Below are 14,071 nucleotides of genomic sequence, written 5' to 3'. Positions count from 1 at the left end.
ACGCTGACAATGAACAACCGACAGATTGTCGTGCAATCGCTGCCTGACGGCACGCTGACCGAAGACCACTTTGCCCTGCAAGAGGCTGAAATGCCCGCCGTAGGCGATGGTGAAGTGCTATTGAAAACCATCCTGATGTCGATTGATGCGGCCAACCGGTCGTGGATGCAGGGCGCTACCTACCGCGACGCGGTCAAGGCGGGCGATGTGATGGCCACCTATTCGATCTGTGAAGTGGTCGAAACCAATTCGCCGCGCGTGGCCGTCGGTGACATCGTCGCCGCCGAAGCGGTCTGGGCCGATTATGTTGTGCGCCCTGCGCATAAGGTCGAAAAGCTGCCAAAGGTCGACCAGCTCAGCCATCTGATCAGCGTTTACGGCATTGCGGGCAAGACTGCCTTTCACGGTCTGGTCAGCGTCGGCAAGCCGATGGCGGGCGAAACCATCGTGGTCTCGGCGGCTGCCGGATCGGTTGGCGGTTTTGTCGGCCAGATCGGCAAGGCGTTGGGCTGCCGCGTTGTGGGAATCGCGGGCGGTGCTGAAAAATGCAAATGGGTGGTGGACGAACTGGGCTTTGACGCCTGCGTCGATTACCGCGACGCGGGCCTTTTCAAAGCACTGCGTGCCGAATGCCCGGATGGCATTGACGTCTATTTTGACAACGTCGGCGGCACCGTTCTTGAAACCGTTTTGGCGTTGATGAACGATAAGGGCCGCATCGCCTGTTGCGGTGCGATCAGCCAGTACGACACCAAGGCCCCCACCGGCCCGCGCAATCTGCCCGGTCTGGTCGTGGTCAAACGGCTGCGTATGGAGGGATTCATCGTAATGGATTTCGCAGACGACGATGCCAAGGCGATCCGCGCGCTTCAGACGTGGGTGCGCAACGGCCAGATCAAAGTAACCGAAGACATCGTCGAGGGGCTGGAAAATGCGCCTAAGGCGCTGATCGGCCTGTTGGCCGGTGACAACAAAGGCAAACGGATGGTGCGCGTCGCCGCGGATCCGTCGTGAACGCAAAGATACAAGGGAGAGAGACCATGACACCTATTGAGACAGAAGTAGCCCGACTTGAGGGGTTGATCGGACAGGAAGTAGGCGTGTCCGACTGGATCACCGTCGATCAGCAGATGATCAACCAGTTTGCCGAGACCACGCTGGACCAGCAGTGGATTCACGTCGATCCCGAACGCGCCGCCCGCGAAACCCCCTTTGGCGGGGCCATCGCGCACGGGTTCCTGACGCTCAGCCTTGCCAGCCGCTTTTCCTACGAATGTTTTTCGATGGCAGAGGGTCAGGTGATGGGCATCAACTACGGCTTTAACAAGCTGCGGTTCCTGAACCCGGTCAAGGCTGGCGCACGGGTGCGGGGTCGCTTTGTGATCAATTCGGTCAAACAGCGCAACGCCACCGATCTGCTGCGCGAGTCCGGTCTGACCATCGAAATCGAAGGCGAAGAGACCCCTGCCCTGATCGCCGATTGGCTGGGTCTGGCCGTATTCGGCCCCGCTGCCTGATTTGAAAACGCGCCGCACTGCGCTGGACACCACGGGTGCGGTGCGGCTAACTAGACGTTGAATTTACAAGAGTGTTGAAATGACGTCGATTCTTGTCCTCAACGGACCGAACCTGAACCTGCTGGGCACACGCCAACCCGAAGTTTACGGGCGTACAACTTTGCAAGATGTCGAAGCGATGTGCGTGGATTGGGGCAAGGCCGCGGGTCTGGACGTGACCTGTGTGCAGTCCAACCACGAGGGCGTGATGATCGACGCGATCCACGCGGCAAAAGGCAAACACGGCGGCATCGTGCTGAACGCGGGTGCCTATACCCATACATCCGTGGCGCTGCGCGATGCCATTGCGTCGGTCGAACTGCCCGTGGTCGAGGTACACCTGTCCAACATCCACGCCCGCGAGACCTTTCGCCATCACAGCCACATTGCCCCCGTCGCACTGGGGCAGATCGCGGGTTTTGGTGCGCAAGGTTATGATCTGGCAATACAGGCGCTGGCCAAACATCTGGAGTCTGCCGGATGACCGATGACGTGCGCAGCTATCTTCACGGGCTTTCCAATTGTCAGACAATGGAAGGGCTGTGGGACGCGCACACCGAAAAGATGGCCAGCTATGGCTTTGACAGGCTGATCTATGGATTCACCCGCTATCGCTACGGCAACAATCTGGGCGACCCTGAAGATTTTATCATCCTGACCAACCATTCCACTGAATACACAGATGTCTTTATGGGCGAACAGCATTATGTGCACGCGCCAATGGTCAGTTGGGCGTTGAACAACGAAGGGGCGGGCAGCTGGCGCATGCTAAGCCAGATGGTCGAGACCAAAACCCTGACCCCTGCCGAGGCGCGGGTGATGGAGTTCAACAAAAAGATGGGCGTCACAGCAGGCTATACCATCAGCTTCAAGTCGGTGTCGGCGCGCTCCAAGGGGGCGATAGCCCTGACCGCGCGCGACGGCATGTCCCAAGACGAAATTGACGCGGTCTGGGACGCGCATGGTCGCGACATCCACCTGATGAATAATGTTGCGCACCTCAAGATTTTGACCCTGCCGTATTCCGGCCCCAACCGCGGTCTGACCAAACGCCAGCGCGAGGCACTGGAATGGGTCGGGGATGGCAAGACGATGCAGGACATTGCGGTGCTGATGGGGCTGACATCCGCCACGGTCGAAAAACACCTCAGACTGGCCCGCGAGGCGCTGGCGGTGGAAACCACGGCGCAGGCGGTGCTGAAAGCGGCCTTTGCCAACCAGATGTTCATTCTGGAAGCCTGAGCCGTTTGGCGGGCTCGGGGCGCCGCTCTTTCACAATCTCTCGACACAATTGGCGATGAACTCCATAATAGTCGGTAAAATCGTCACCGGTGACGCATCATAATCGTCTTTCCCCTTCCCTGAATTGGGCAATAATCTGACCATAGGTAAGGTTTACCTGACTTTCGAAACATCAGGTTAAGCGACACTATCAAGGTGTTCCGTGAGTGGTGGCTTAAGGCCATTGGAGCAGCGGAAGGTAACCCCCGCGATTACGGGGCTCTGCCAACCGGCCGGACTTTCCGGACCCCGGCTCGGGAGATGTATAGTCAGTCTTCCGGGTCGGACCCTATCCTCAGGGTCACGTCTCATCCCCGTGGTCAAGACCCGAGGAACAGGAACGGAGCCGCCCATGCCGGGGGGCTCCGTTTTCTTTTGCACCGGCACCGGCGCGGTTCAGCCTTCTTTGTGGTACCAGTTGCCCATCTTGACCGTGGTGGCATCACCCACTGCGGCGGCAAAAACCTCGGGGTCTTGGGTGCCACCATCACGACCACGGTAATGATAGGGATAGACATAGGTCGGCTTGAACGCGGCCACGGCTTCGGCTGCGGCTTCTGCGTCCATAGTGAAGGGCAGGTTCATGCAGACAAAGGCCAGATCAATATCCGTCAGCGCCATCATCTCGCGCGTGCCCTCGGTGTCACCCGAGATATAGACGTGAAATCCGTCAATGGTCAGCACATAGCCGTTGTCGCGCCCCTCGGGGTGGAAATTCTTGCGCTCTTCGGTGGTATTATAGGCCGGGATCGCGCGAATACTGACGTTGCCCGCCATAGCCTGCTCACCATTGGCCAGAACTGTCGCCCGTGCTTTCAGGTCTTCGGGCAGCATTTCCGCCACAGCCGGATTGACCACGAGGATGGTGGCATCGCCCATAAGGGCCGCCAACGTTTCGGCGTTGTAGTGATCGCCATGCTCGTGCGTGACAAGGATCAGGTCGGCGGCTGGAAAATCCGTATACATCGCCGGATCACCGATGGGATCATTATAGATCGTACCTTCTGGCGTGGTCATCACAAAGGATGCGTGATCAACCGGAAAAACTTCGATCTCGCCATTGGTGGTGGTGAAACTGTCGCCTGCATGGGCAGCAGCCCGTGCGGCATAGGGCAAAAAGGTAATGGCGGCGGCACTGGCGGCCAGAAAGGTTCTGCGCGGTATCATGGAATTCATCCCCAGTTGGTTGCTTTGTGTAAGAACCTAGACCAATCGCGCGCGCCGCCCAGACCACAAAACCGTGAACAAATGTTTCATCTTGCCGGATAAACTCCGGGGGAGTGTCGCAGACACGCGGGGGCAGAGCCCCCTTTTGGACCGCGTGCAAATGCAAACAGGGCACCCAATTGGATGCCCTGCTTGTCTTTGGTGTATTGTCGAACGCCCCGAAAGGCGTCGAAATCAGCCTTTGCCGACTTTGGCCACTTCGGCGGCAAAGTCTTCTTTGACCACTTCGATGCCTTCGCCCACTTCCAGACGCACGAAACCGGTGATTGTGGCACCCGCTTCTTTCGCGGCATCTGCCACGGTCAGGTCGGGGTTCACGACAAACTGCTGGTTCAGCAGGGTCACTTCGGACATGTACTTTTTCATACGGCCCACGATCATCTTTTCGATGACGGCTTCGGGCTTGCCGCTTTCGCGTGCAATGTCCATTTGAACCTGTTTTTCTTTCTCGACCACGGATGCGTCAAGATCGTCTTCGCTCAGCGAGGCAGGGTTCACGGCGGCGATGTGCATCGCAACCTGTTTGCCAAAGGCGTCGTCGCCGCCGGTCATTGCGACCAGAACGCCGATTTTGCCCATGCCGGGTGCGGCTGCGTTGTGCACATAGGACACAACGGTGTCGCCTGTGATGGCCTGCATGCGGCGCACCGACATATTTTCGCCAATGGTCGCAACCTTGTCGGTCACAATTTCGGCTACTGTCTTGCCACCCATCGGGGCGGCGTTCAGTGCGTCGACATTGTCCACTGTGATGGCAACATCGGCGATGCCCGATACCATGCCTTGGAATTCGGCGTTCTTGCCGACAAAGTCGGTTTCCGAGTTCACTTCGACTGCGATGCCTTTGGTGCCGTCAACTTTGACAGCAACCAGACCTTCGGCAGCGGTACGGCCCGATTTTTTGGCCGCTTTGGCCAGACCTTTGGTGCGCAGCCAATCGACCGCTGCTTCCATGTCGCCATCGTTTTCCGTCAGCGCTTTTTTGGCGTCCATCATGCCTGCGCCTGTGCTTTCGCGCAGTTCTTTGACCATAGATGCTGTGATTGCCATCTGCTGGGTCTCCTCAGATTTATTGCGGGTCGGCGGGGTTGCCCCCGCCGCATTGTATCAAAACCGTGTAACAGCCTTAGCTGTCGGCTTTGGCCACTGTTTCTTTGGTGCTTTCGATGTCCAAAGGCGCGTCTTTCGACATTGCGTCGTTGTGCGCGGTCTCTTCCGAGACGTTTCCGGTTTCAACACCGGTCGAGTCTGCCACGGCTTCTTCTGCAGGGGCTTCTTCCATTGCACCGATATCAACGCCGGCTGCACCCAGTTGGGCGCTCATACCGTCAAGGGCTGCGCGGGCGGCCAGATCGCAATACAGCGTGATGGCGCGGGCCGCGTCGTCGTTGCCCGGAATGATATAGTCGATGCCATCGGGCGGGCAGTTGGTGTCAACCACAGCCACAACGGGGATACCCAGTTTGTTGGCTTCGGCGACGGCCAGCGCTTCTTTTTTGACGTCGATCACAAAGATCAGGTCGGGACGGCCGCCCATTTCACGGATACCGCCCAACGAGGCTTCCAGTTTGAACTGGTCACGTTCCATGCCCAGACGTTCTTTTTTGGTGAAGCCTTCGAAGCCCAGCTCGGCCTGTTCGTCGATGGTTTTCAGCCGCTGGATCGATTTGGACACGGTCTGCCAGTTGGTCAGCGTGCCGCCCAGCCAGCGGTGGTTCATGTAATACTGTGCGCATTTCTCTGCGGCATCTGCGATGGGCTGTGCAGCCTGACGCTTGGTGCCGACGAAGAGGATGCTGCCGCCTTTGGCGACGGTGTCACGGATGACTTGCAGTGCCTGATCCAGCATCGGAACAGTCTGTGTCAGGTCCATGATGTGGATGCCGTTGCGCGCGCCGTAGATGTACGGGCCCATGCGGGGGTTCCAGCGCTGTGTCTGGTGACCAAAGTGAACGCCTGCTTCCAGCAGCTGGCGCATGGAGAACTCGGGAAGAGCCATGTCTTATATCCTTTTCCGGTTTTCGCCTTGGCGGGGTATCAGTGCAAATGCACCAACCGGCGGACATCCGAGGATTTCTCCCTCGTGTGCCCAATCCCCACCTGCGGATTGAAGTGTCGCGCGTATAGGCCGGTTTCGCGCGGGGTGCAAGAGCGGTTTGCCACCGTTGTGGCGTGCGGCAGGATCAGTTGCCCGCCGCCAGCACATGCGCGCCGCGCACGGCGGCTTCGGCGGCAGCGGCCAGTGTCTTGCGGTTGGTGAAATCCGCGACATTCAGGGGCGGATGATAGATCACCTCGACCCGTCCCTGACGGCGTGCAGCCAGCGTGCCCAGCAGGTGCGTTCCAAACACCATGTCGCCCCACCAGCCGTAAAACCGCGCATCGGCGCCACGGGGCGCATGATAGATCACAGTAACAGGTTGAACCTGCAACATATCACGCAGCTCGGGTGCAAAGAACGCCTGAAACAGCGTCGGCTTGAACGGCAACACCCGCAGCCCGTCGGTGCTGGTGCCTTCGGGGAAAAACAACAGCTTGTGACCCGCCAGAAGCCGGTCCTGAAACACCTGCGTCTGCTCGGATGCACGTTTCGGATCGCGCACGACAAACACAGTGCCCGTCGACCGCGCCAGCCAGCCGATGCCGGGCCAGCTTGCAACCTCGGACTTGGACACGAAATAGATCCGTTTCGAGGCATTCAGCACAAAAATATCCAGCCATGACGAATGGTTGGCCACCACAGCCCCCTGCCCACGCATTGGCACGCCTGTCACGCTCAATGGCAATCCAATCAATCGCAACGCACCCTTGCACACGCCTACGGTGATAAAAGGTGTGACCGGACGGCGCAGCCCGCACAGCGGACGTTCGACCAGACGCACCAACAACAGCACAATCAACCCGCCAAAGACCAGCGCGCCGACGGTCAGGCCGCGCAGGGCTACCCGCACCCAATCGCCCGCGCCCAGACGGCGCGGCTTTGGCACGTTACCATCGTCCCATGTGGTGGTCATGTGTTGCCCCGTGCCGTGTAAAGACGGCTTTGGCGGGTGTTCATATGGGCCGTGTCCATCACCAGACAGACATCGGTGGTATTGAAGGTCCGGTCGATCCACGCGCCCTCGCCGATCACACCACCAAGGCGGATATAGGCTTTGATCAGCGCAGGCACCTGCAACATGGCGGTGCGGCGGTCCAGCACCTCTTCGGGGATCAGGTTCATGGATTGAAACGACTCCGGACGTGCCCGCACGCGCACATCCGGCGGTGCCAGATGGCGGTGGTGCAACAACGAAAGAGGGGCCGCCAAAGCACTTGTATCGGTGCCATGAAAACTGGCCACGCCGAACAGAATGTCGATGTCATGCTCGGCCACATAGGACGCCAGCGCCGACCACAGGTAATGCATTGCCATGCCACCGCGATAGTCAGGGTGCAGGCATGACCTCCCCAGCTCAAGCAGATTGCGCCCCGATTGCCGCAGGGGGGTCAGATCATATTCGTCTTCGGAATAAAACTGCCCCGCCGCGCGCGCCTGATCACTGCGCAGCATCCGGTAAACGCCGACCACCTGCCCCTGTGCCATGTCGTGCAGCAGCAAATGGTCAAAGAACGGATCAAAGCGATCCTGTTCCAACCCCGCATCGTGGTCCACCATGTCGCCGCCGCCGCCCAGTTCGCGCACAAACACATCATAACGCAGCCGCTGCGCCGCCATCAGATCATTCGCATCGCGTGCCATCGAAATCCGGAACTGCGGAGCGGTCTGTCGTGCGGGGCGGATCATTGGCATTGGTGTCAGTCTATCTTTGGACCGCCAGAATGGGCTGAGCGGAGTTGGCGGGTTTTATCTTAAATTAGCGCACACGGCCATCCGTTAACGTTTCAGCAACAATCATGAGCCATCAAATACGGGTATCAAAGCAATACGGCTGCTGTCGATGACAACTTTACCTTGCTCACGAAAGTTGACAGTGACCCGTTTGTCGATGTTGCTTTGTACCTGACCCACGCCCCAATCCGGGCATTGGGAATGGCGCACGAGCATACCAGGAGCCAGAATGGCGTTTAAATCTTCCATCTGTTACCCTTTACAGGAGGCCGCACATGGGCACCAGTGACGTTAATCTGGCCGCGTTGATCGGCAGCCGCATTTGCCACGACCTGATATCCCCCGTGGGGGCGATCAACAATGGTCTGGAATTGCTTGAAATGACCGGCAGCAGAGACGGGCCGGAAATGCAGCTGATTTCGCAATCTGTCGGCAGTGCCACCGCACGCATCCGGTTTTTTCGCATTGCTTACGGGATGGCGGGGAACCAGCAGATGGGCCGCGCCGAGATTGTGGGCGTATTGCGCGACGTGATGGACGGCGGGCGGTTGGACGTGGCATGGGGCCCGATGGACGGACATCCGCGCGGTGCGGTGCGCATGGCATTTTTAGCGATCCAGTGCCTGGAAACGGCCATGCCCTACGGTGGCCGGATCGAGATAACCTGCGAACGCCAGCGCTGGACGGTGCACGGGCGCGGCGAAAAGTTGAACGTGGACGATGCACTGTGGAAGACACTGGACGGCACAGCCGTGACCGCAGAGATAGAACCTGCCCATGTGCAATTTGCCCTGCTTCCGGCGGTTGTCGCTGACGCGGGCCGAAAGCTGACGGTCACCGGTCAGAGCGGCGACCTGACCATCAGCTTTTAGGCCAGATTTCAGGTGCGTGTCGTCCCGTCGCCACGCACCAGATATTTAAAGCTGGTCAACTGTTCGGCCCCTACCGGACCCCGCGCGTGCATCTTGCCAGTGGCGATGCCAATCTCGGCGCCCATCCCAAATTCGGCCCCGTCAGCAAACTGGGTCGAGGCGTTGTGCATGATGATCGCTGAATCAAGCTGCGCCATAAAGCGTGTCGCGGCCTCTTCGTTTTCGGTGATGATGCACTCGGTGTGCTGCGAGCCATAGGTGCGGATATGCGCGATCGCAGCGTCGATGTCATCGACCACGCGGGCCGCCATGATCATGTCCAGATACTCGCGTCCCCAGTCATCGGCCTGTGCCTCGACCGTGCCATCAATCGCCTTGAGCGTCTCGTCCACGCGCATTTCAACACCTGCATCCATCAGTGCCTTGACCAGGCCCTGACCGATCGTCGCCAGCGCATCGCGGTGGATCAGAAGACATTCCGCCGAACCACAGATACCGGTGCGCCGCGTCTTGGCGTTCAGCACCACGCGCAGCGCTTTTTCGGGGTCGGCGTCTTTGTCCACATAGATGTGAACAATGCCTTCGAGATGGGCAAAAACCGGCACCCGCGCATCACGCTGTACCAGCCCCACCAGACCCTTGCCGCCGCGCGGTACAATCACGTCGATGGTGTCGGTCATGGTCAGCATTTCCGACACGGCAGCGCGGTCGCGGGTCGGAACCAGTTGGATCGCGTCTTCGGGCAAGGCCGCGTCGCGCAGCCCTTGCATCAGGCAGGCATGAATGGCTTTCGAGGAATGAAAACTTTCCGAGCCACCGCGCAAGATCACCGCATTGCCAGCCTTGAGACACAGCGCTCCGGCATCGGCGGTAACGTTCGGGCGCGATTCGTAGATCACGCCGATCACACCCAAAGGTGTGCGCACGCGCGTGATGTGCAGACCGCTGGGCCGGTCCCATTCGGCCATAATGGCGCCCACCGGATCGGCCTGCTCCGCCACACTGCGAAGTCCGTCAACGATGCCCTGAATACGATCCTCGTTCAGGGTCAGGCGGTCCATCATTGCGGGCGACAGGCCCTTGTCGCGGCCAAATTCCAGATCTTTGGCGTTGGCTTTCAGGATTGTCTCGCGCTGTGCCCATACGGCGTCTGCGGCGCTGACCAGCGCGGCGTGTTTACGCTCGGCCGAGGCCACGGCGAGATCGGCAGAGGCCGCCTTGGCGCGTGCGCCAATGTCGGCCATCAGATCGGGAATATTGGCAAAGTTGTTCATCGGTCTGGTCCTTGTGGTCAGTGTCGGCGAAGATTTATGCCTCCGGCGGGGATATTTTCAGCCAGAAGAAGCCTTAGAGCGCCATGTCGTCTCGGTGTACCAGAGCGGCGCGGCCCGGGTAACCCAGCAGGGTTTCAATCCGCGCACTGTGGTGGCCCTGAATGGTGCGGGTTTCTTCGGCGGTATAACGCGCGAGGCCAAGGCCAAGCACATGGCCCGACGGATCTGCGATGGCGACGGGATCGCCCCGTTTGAAATCACCCGCAACGGCGGTGATACCGGCAGGCAGCAGGCTGTTGCCGTTCTCCAGAGCAAGAGTTGCCCCCGCATCCAGCGTCAGGGTGCCGCGCGGTTTCATGGCCGCGATCCAGCGTTTGCGGGCGGTTTGCGGGTCCAACGTGGCCGAGAACCATGTGGCGGGTGCCCCGTTGTGCAGACGTTGCAGCGGGCGCGGATCAAAGCCGTGACAGATCGCCATTGCACAGCCCGCAGCGGTGGCGGTTTTGGCGGCCATCAGCTTGGTTTTCATGCCGCCCTTGCTGAGCCCCGAACCGGCATCGCCGGCCTGGGCCTCGATCTTGGCGGTGATCTCGTCGATGACGTTATAGCGGATGGCGGACGGGTCATCCGAGGGGTTGGCAGAATAAAAGCCGTCGACATCGGACAACAGCACCAGTTGATCCGCGCCGATGGTGGCAGCAATCTGTGCTGCCAAACGGTCGTTGTCCCCAAAGCGGATTTCGTCGGTGGCCACGGTGTCGTTTTCGTTGACAATGGGCAAAGCATCCAGCGCCAGAAGGGTTTCCAACGTCGCGCGCGAATTCAGATAGCGGCGGCGGTCACGGCTGTCTTCCAGTGTCATCAGGACTTGGGCGGTGGTGATGCCGTGCAACGCCATCACGTCTTCGTAGGCACGCGCCAGACGGATCTGGCCAACGGCAGCGGCAGCTTGGGATTGTTCCAGCGGCAGGTCGGTTGCGGGCAGGCCCAGCACACCGCGCCCCAGTGCAATCGAACCCGAGGAGACCAGAACCACCTGCGTGCCCTGCCCCTTAAGCCATTGCACATCCAGCGCCAGTGCGCGCAGCCAGTCGTCACGCAGCGCACCTGTCGCGCGGTCCACCAGCAAGGCCGAGCCGATCTTGACGACCAGCCGCTTGGCATCGGTCAGGGTCGCCACGATTCTTCCTCTTGGGGTTCTTTCTTGCGCAGGCGGTCGTCGTCGATCTGCTTACGCAAGGCGCGCAGCACTTCGGTCACGCCGTCACGGGCGACGCCCGACATCAACATGACGGTGCCGCCACAGGCTTTTTGCAGCGCGGCCTTGGCCTCATTGCGCTCGTCGTCGTCCAGCGCGTCGATCTTGTTCAGCACGGTCACGCGCGGCTTGTCGGCCAGATCGCCGCCATAAGCCTCGAGTTCGGTGATGATGGTCTGATAATCTTCGGCCACAGTGTCCGAGGTGCCGTCGACCAGATGCAACAGCACCGCGCAGCGTTCGACGTGACCCAAAAACAAATCACCCAAGCCGCGCCCTTCGGAGGCGCCTTCGATCAGGCCGGGGATGTCAGCCACGACAAATTCGACGTTGTCCACACCCACAACGCCCAGATTCGGGTGCAGCGTGGTAAACGGATAATCAGCGATCTTGGGGCGTGCGTTCGATGTGGCCGCCAGAAAGGTGGACTTGCCCGCATTGGGCAGACCAAGCAGACCCACATCCGCGATCAGTTTCAGGCGCAGCCAGAGCGTGCGTTCGACGCCCTCCTGGCCCGGATTGGCACGGCGCGGGGCCTGATTGGTGGCGGATTTGAAGTGCAGGTTGCCAAAGCCGCCATTGCCGCCACGCGCCAGTTTCACCCGCTGGCCCACTTCGGTCAGATCAGCGACGACGGTCTCTTCGTCCTCGTCCAGAATTTCGGTGCCAACTGGGACGCGCAGAACGATGTCGTCGCCGTCTTTGCCGGTGCGCTGGCGGCCCATGCCAGGTTGGCCGTTCTTGGCGAAAAAGTGCTGCTGGTAGCGAAAGTCGATCAGGGTGTTCAGACCGTCTACAGCCTCGGCCCAGACGGTGCCGCCTGTGCCGCCGTCACCGCCATCGGGGCCGCCGTATTCAATATACTTTTCGCGCCGGAACGACACACAGCCGCCGCCGCCCGCACCGGACCGGATATAGACCTTGCAGAGATCAAGAAATTTCATAGCGCGGTCCTAGCCTGTGCGGGCCCCTGTGGGCAACCGTTAGAGTTTGCGCGAGTAGGTCCAAGTGGGGACAGTCGCATTGCGGGCAACAGAGAAGCTCTCTGCCTCACCCAGATACTTAAAACCGCAGTGCGTCAACACCTTGGCCGAGGCAGCGTTGTCCTGAAACACAACCGCAAAGAGGGCCTGGTTGCCCATCGGATTGGCGTCGACCAATGCCTGCACCGCTTCGGAGGCAAGACCGGTGTTCCAGAACGCCGGTGCCACCCAATAGCCCAGTTCGGCCTGATTGCGGTCGATCTGCTGCATCGAGATCACGCCCATCAGTTCCGAGCCGCCCTCTTTGCTGGCATCAATGGCCCAGACGTCTTCTTCGCGGGTTTCCGACATGGCGCGGGACACGAATGCCTCGGATGTGCCGGGTGGCAACGGGTGCGGAATTGACGTGGTCATTGTGGCGACCCGTTTGTCGGCGGCGTACATTTCGATCAGGCCGCGGTCGGATTTGCGCAGGGGGCGCAGATCGAACCGTTCGGTTTCGATCATCGGCTGGGTGGCCACTTTGGTCAATTCCATCGGTTTGTTCCTCCTCGAACAGTCCGAATTCAACCCCGCGCACAGATCGCGCAGCGGGTATAGTTCAGATAAGGTGCGACGCCGCGTTTTGCGAGGTCTGTGTGGGGCAGTCACAGCAAGAAAACGCTGCGATATGAAAATGACGCCAGCACCTTAAGATTTTGTTGAGAAATGCAAAAGGGACCGGCGCTTTCGCCGATCCCTTCAAGACTTTTAACCTGTCAGGTTCGGCTTATTCTGCGGCTTCCGCCTGTGGCAGAACCGAAATGAAGGTGCGGTTTTTCAGACCCTTGTGAAAGGTCACGGCGCCATCGACAACGGCGAAGATCGTGTGATCCTTGCCCATGCCAACGCCTTCACCCGGCCAAAATTTGGTCCCGCGCTGACGCACGATGATGTTGCCGGGAATGGCGGCCTGACCGCCGTAGAGTTTCACACCAAGACGACGACCCGCTGAGTCGCGGCCGTTGCGGGATGAACCACCTGCTTTTTTATGTGCCATTTGGTCTCTCCTTAGCCTTTGGTCTTGTCTTTGGCCTGTTCGATCCAGCCTTCACGCTCGATCCGGCCTTTGAAAGACAGTTTCTCGTCCATATCAGCCACGTCCGCTTCCGTCCATGCCGCGATTTGGGCAAAGGTGGTCACACCGGCTTCATTCAGTTTCTTCTCAAGTGCGGGACCAACGCCCGACAGTTGCTTGAGATCGTCCGCGTCCGAAGATGCTTTGGCTTTCGAGGCCTTGGCTTTGGGTGCTTTTTCGGGGGCAGCTTCACCAGCGTCGGCGCGGCGGGCTTTTTCAGCTTGCGCGGTCTTCAGCTTGGCGTTCTGGCCGTCGGCGAAAACAGCCGTATAGCCTGCACCACCCACGGCGGCCATCACGCCCGACATGTCCGCGCCTGTGGCGAGAATGTCGGTGATGCGCACCAGTGTCAGCTGCTGACGGTGGCCCTTGGTCCGTTTGCTCGAGTGCTTACGGCGGCGTTTGACGAAGTTGATTGTCTTGACGCCTTTGATCTGGTCGATGACTTCGGCCTGAACGCCTGCATCTGCAACCAAAGGTGCGCCGACCTTGGGCGTATCGCCCCCGATCATCATCACTTCGTTGAATTGTACTTTATCACCTGCTTTTGCGGCCAGTTTTTCAATGCGCAGCGTATCGCCCGCTTGAACTTTGTACTGCTTGCCGCCGGTTTTGAGAACCGCGAACATATCGTTCTTCCTTACTCTACCGCGTCGTTTGGCACCGGAACT

The 14,071-nt window shown here is 59.7% G+C and carries 17 protein-coding genes; 5 read left to right on the top strand and 12 right to left on the bottom strand.

Annotated features, from left to right (window positions below; genetic code table 11):
- The first annotated feature begins 9 nt into the window (after positions 1–9).
- The 4 genes from SULPSESMR1_RS07450 (at position 10) to SULPSESMR1_RS07435 (ending at position 2,798) form a co-directional block, all read left to right on the top strand.
- Positions 10–1,014, top strand: a complete 1,005-nt coding sequence (locus SULPSESMR1_RS07450; protein WP_089420249.1) for an NADP-dependent oxidoreductase — start codon at positions 10–12, stop codon at positions 1,012–1,014.
- A gap of 26 nt (positions 1,015–1,040) precedes the next feature.
- Positions 1,041–1,517 (top strand): MaoC family dehydratase, encoded by a 477-nt coding sequence (locus SULPSESMR1_RS07445; protein WP_089420248.1) that lies wholly within the window; start codon positions 1,041–1,043, stop codon positions 1,515–1,517.
- Positions 1,518–1,596: 79 nt separating this feature from the next.
- Positions 1,597–2,040 (top strand): type II 3-dehydroquinate dehydratase, encoded by a 444-nt coding sequence (aroQ, locus tag SULPSESMR1_RS07440; RefSeq protein WP_089420247.1) that lies wholly within the window; start codon positions 1,597–1,599, stop codon positions 2,038–2,040.
- Positions 2,037–2,798, top strand: a complete 762-nt coding sequence (locus tag SULPSESMR1_RS07435) for a LuxR family transcriptional regulator (RefSeq protein WP_089420246.1) — start codon at positions 2,037–2,039, stop codon at positions 2,796–2,798. Before aroQ ends, SULPSESMR1_RS07435 begins: the two co-directional genes overlap by 4 nt.
- 435 nt (positions 2,799–3,233) lie before the next feature.
- Here SULPSESMR1_RS07435 and SULPSESMR1_RS07430 read toward each other — a convergent pair whose 3' ends face one another.
- From SULPSESMR1_RS07430 to SULPSESMR1_RS07405, 6 genes are all read right to left on the bottom strand, one after another.
- On the bottom strand, positions 3,234–4,004 hold the full coding sequence (locus tag SULPSESMR1_RS07430) for an MBL fold metallo-hydrolase (RefSeq protein WP_089422207.1): 771 nt from the start codon (positions 4,002–4,004) through the stop codon (positions 3,234–3,236).
- Positions 4,005–4,238: 234 nt separating this feature from the next.
- Positions 4,239–5,114 carry a translation elongation factor Ts gene (gene tsf / locus SULPSESMR1_RS07425; RefSeq protein WP_089420245.1) on the bottom strand — a complete coding sequence of 292 codons (876 nt, stop codon included), beginning with the start codon at positions 5,112–5,114 and terminating at the stop codon, positions 4,239–4,241.
- Between the two features lie 76 nt (positions 5,115–5,190).
- Positions 5,191–6,063 carry a 30S ribosomal protein S2 gene (gene rpsB / locus SULPSESMR1_RS07420; protein ID WP_089420244.1) on the bottom strand — a complete coding sequence of 291 codons (873 nt, stop codon included), beginning with the start codon at positions 6,061–6,063 and terminating at the stop codon, positions 5,191–5,193.
- Positions 6,064–6,247: 184 nt separating this feature from the next.
- Complete coding sequence (locus SULPSESMR1_RS07415) at positions 6,248–7,078, bottom strand: lysophospholipid acyltransferase family protein (protein WP_089420243.1); 831 nt, start codon at positions 7,076–7,078, stop codon at positions 6,248–6,250.
- Positions 7,075–7,806, bottom strand: a complete 732-nt coding sequence (locus SULPSESMR1_RS07410) for a GNAT family N-acetyltransferase (protein ID WP_240311330.1) — start codon at positions 7,804–7,806, stop codon at positions 7,075–7,077. The genes SULPSESMR1_RS07415 and SULPSESMR1_RS07410 overlap by 4 nt, the downstream gene beginning before the upstream one ends.
- A 153-nt stretch (positions 7,807–7,959) precedes the next feature.
- A complete protein-coding gene (locus SULPSESMR1_RS07405; protein ID WP_089420241.1) occupies positions 7,960–8,145 on the bottom strand; it encodes a DUF3553 domain-containing protein in 186 nt (61 codons plus the stop codon).
- Positions 8,146–8,171: 26 nt separating this feature from the next.
- Between SULPSESMR1_RS07405 and SULPSESMR1_RS07400 the strand changes: the two genes are divergently transcribed.
- Entirely contained in the window at positions 8,172–8,768 is a 597-nt protein-coding gene (locus tag SULPSESMR1_RS07400; protein ID WP_089420240.1) for a histidine phosphotransferase family protein, read from the top strand.
- A gap of 8 nt (positions 8,769–8,776) precedes the next feature.
- On the opposite strand, the gene SULPSESMR1_RS07395 is transcribed toward SULPSESMR1_RS07400, so the two are convergent.
- From SULPSESMR1_RS07395 to SULPSESMR1_RS07370, 6 genes are all read right to left on the bottom strand, one after another.
- Entirely contained in the window at positions 8,777–10,042 is a 1,266-nt protein-coding gene (locus tag SULPSESMR1_RS07395) for a glutamate-5-semialdehyde dehydrogenase (protein ID WP_089420239.1), read from the bottom strand.
- Between the two features lie 73 nt (positions 10,043–10,115).
- On the bottom strand, positions 10,116–11,222 hold the full coding sequence (proB, locus tag SULPSESMR1_RS07390) for a glutamate 5-kinase (protein WP_089420238.1): 1,107 nt from the start codon (positions 11,220–11,222) through the stop codon (positions 10,116–10,118).
- Positions 11,210–12,244 (bottom strand): GTPase ObgE, encoded by a 1,035-nt coding sequence (gene obgE, locus SULPSESMR1_RS07385; RefSeq protein WP_089420237.1) that lies wholly within the window; start codon positions 12,242–12,244, stop codon positions 11,210–11,212. The genes proB and obgE overlap by 13 nt, the downstream gene beginning before the upstream one ends.
- A gap of 39 nt (positions 12,245–12,283) precedes the next feature.
- A complete protein-coding gene (locus SULPSESMR1_RS07380; RefSeq protein WP_089420236.1) occupies positions 12,284–12,820 on the bottom strand; it encodes a GNAT family N-acetyltransferase in 537 nt (178 codons plus the stop codon).
- Positions 12,821–13,052: 232 nt separating this feature from the next.
- Entirely contained in the window at positions 13,053–13,322 is a 270-nt protein-coding gene (rpmA, locus tag SULPSESMR1_RS07375; protein WP_089420235.1) for a 50S ribosomal protein L27, read from the bottom strand.
- Between the two features lie 11 nt (positions 13,323–13,333).
- Positions 13,334–14,029 (bottom strand): 50S ribosomal protein L21, encoded by a 696-nt coding sequence (locus SULPSESMR1_RS07370; protein WP_089420234.1) that lies wholly within the window; start codon positions 14,027–14,029, stop codon positions 13,334–13,336.
- Between the last annotated feature and the right edge of the window lie 42 nt (positions 14,030–14,071).

It is taken from the genome of Pseudosulfitobacter pseudonitzschiae, from assembly GCF_002222635.1.
Taxonomy (GTDB): Bacteria; Pseudomonadota; Alphaproteobacteria; order Rhodobacterales; family Rhodobacteraceae; genus Pseudosulfitobacter; species Pseudosulfitobacter pseudonitzschiae_A.
Note: the sequence above shows the minus strand (reverse complement) of the source record. Positions and strands in the feature narration are given on the sequence as shown.

What these genes read in the sequence shown, in the direction of transcription:
- rpsB (WP_089420244.1), bottom strand. Translation starts at nt 6,063, where the DNA reads ATGGCTCTTCCCGAGTTCTCCATGCGCCAGCTGCTGGAAGCAGGCGTT.
- SULPSESMR1_RS07435 (WP_089420246.1), top strand. Translation starts at nt 2,037, where the DNA reads ATGACCGATGACGTGCGCAGCTATCTTCACGGGCTTTCCAATTGTCAG.
- SULPSESMR1_RS07400 (WP_089420240.1), top strand. Translation starts at nt 8,172, where the DNA reads ATGGGCACCAGTGACGTTAATCTGGCCGCGTTGATCGGCAGCCGCATT.
- tsf (WP_089420245.1), bottom strand. Translation starts at nt 5,114, where the DNA reads ATGGCAATCACAGCATCTATGGTCAAAGAACTGCGCGAAAGCACAGGC.
- aroQ (WP_089420247.1), top strand. Translation starts at nt 1,597, where the DNA reads ATGACGTCGATTCTTGTCCTCAACGGACCGAACCTGAACCTGCTGGGC.
- SULPSESMR1_RS07445 (WP_089420248.1), top strand. Translation starts at nt 1,041, where the DNA reads ATGACACCTATTGAGACAGAAGTAGCCCGACTTGAGGGGTTGATCGGA.
- SULPSESMR1_RS07430 (WP_089422207.1), bottom strand. Translation starts at nt 4,004, where the DNA reads ATGATACCGCGCAGAACCTTTCTGGCCGCCAGTGCCGCCGCCATTACC.
- obgE (WP_089420237.1), bottom strand. Translation starts at nt 12,244, where the DNA reads ATGAAATTTCTTGATCTCTGCAAGGTCTATATCCGGTCCGGTGCGGGC.
- SULPSESMR1_RS07405 (WP_089420241.1), bottom strand. Translation starts at nt 8,145, where the DNA reads ATGGAAGATTTAAACGCCATTCTGGCTCCTGGTATGCTCGTGCGCCAT.
- SULPSESMR1_RS07380 (WP_089420236.1), bottom strand. Translation starts at nt 12,820, where the DNA reads ATGGAATTGACCAAAGTGGCCACCCAGCCGATGATCGAAACCGAACGG.
- rpmA (WP_089420235.1), bottom strand. Translation starts at nt 13,322, where the DNA reads ATGGCACATAAAAAAGCAGGTGGTTCATCCCGCAACGGCCGCGACTCA.
- SULPSESMR1_RS07395 (WP_089420239.1), bottom strand. Translation starts at nt 10,042, where the DNA reads ATGAACAACTTTGCCAATATTCCCGATCTGATGGCCGACATTGGCGCA.
- SULPSESMR1_RS07410 (WP_240311330.1), bottom strand. Translation starts at nt 7,806, where the DNA reads ATGGCACGCGATGCGAATGATCTGATGGCGGCGCAGCGGCTGCGTTAT.
- SULPSESMR1_RS07370 (WP_089420234.1), bottom strand. Translation starts at nt 14,029, where the DNA reads ATGTTCGCGGTTCTCAAAACCGGCGGCAAGCAGTACAAAGTTCAAGCG.
- SULPSESMR1_RS07415 (WP_089420243.1), bottom strand. Translation starts at nt 7,078, where the DNA reads ATGACCACCACATGGGACGATGGTAACGTGCCAAAGCCGCGCCGTCTG.
- SULPSESMR1_RS07450 (WP_089420249.1), top strand. Translation starts at nt 10, where the DNA reads ATGAACAACCGACAGATTGTCGTGCAATCGCTGCCTGACGGCACGCTG.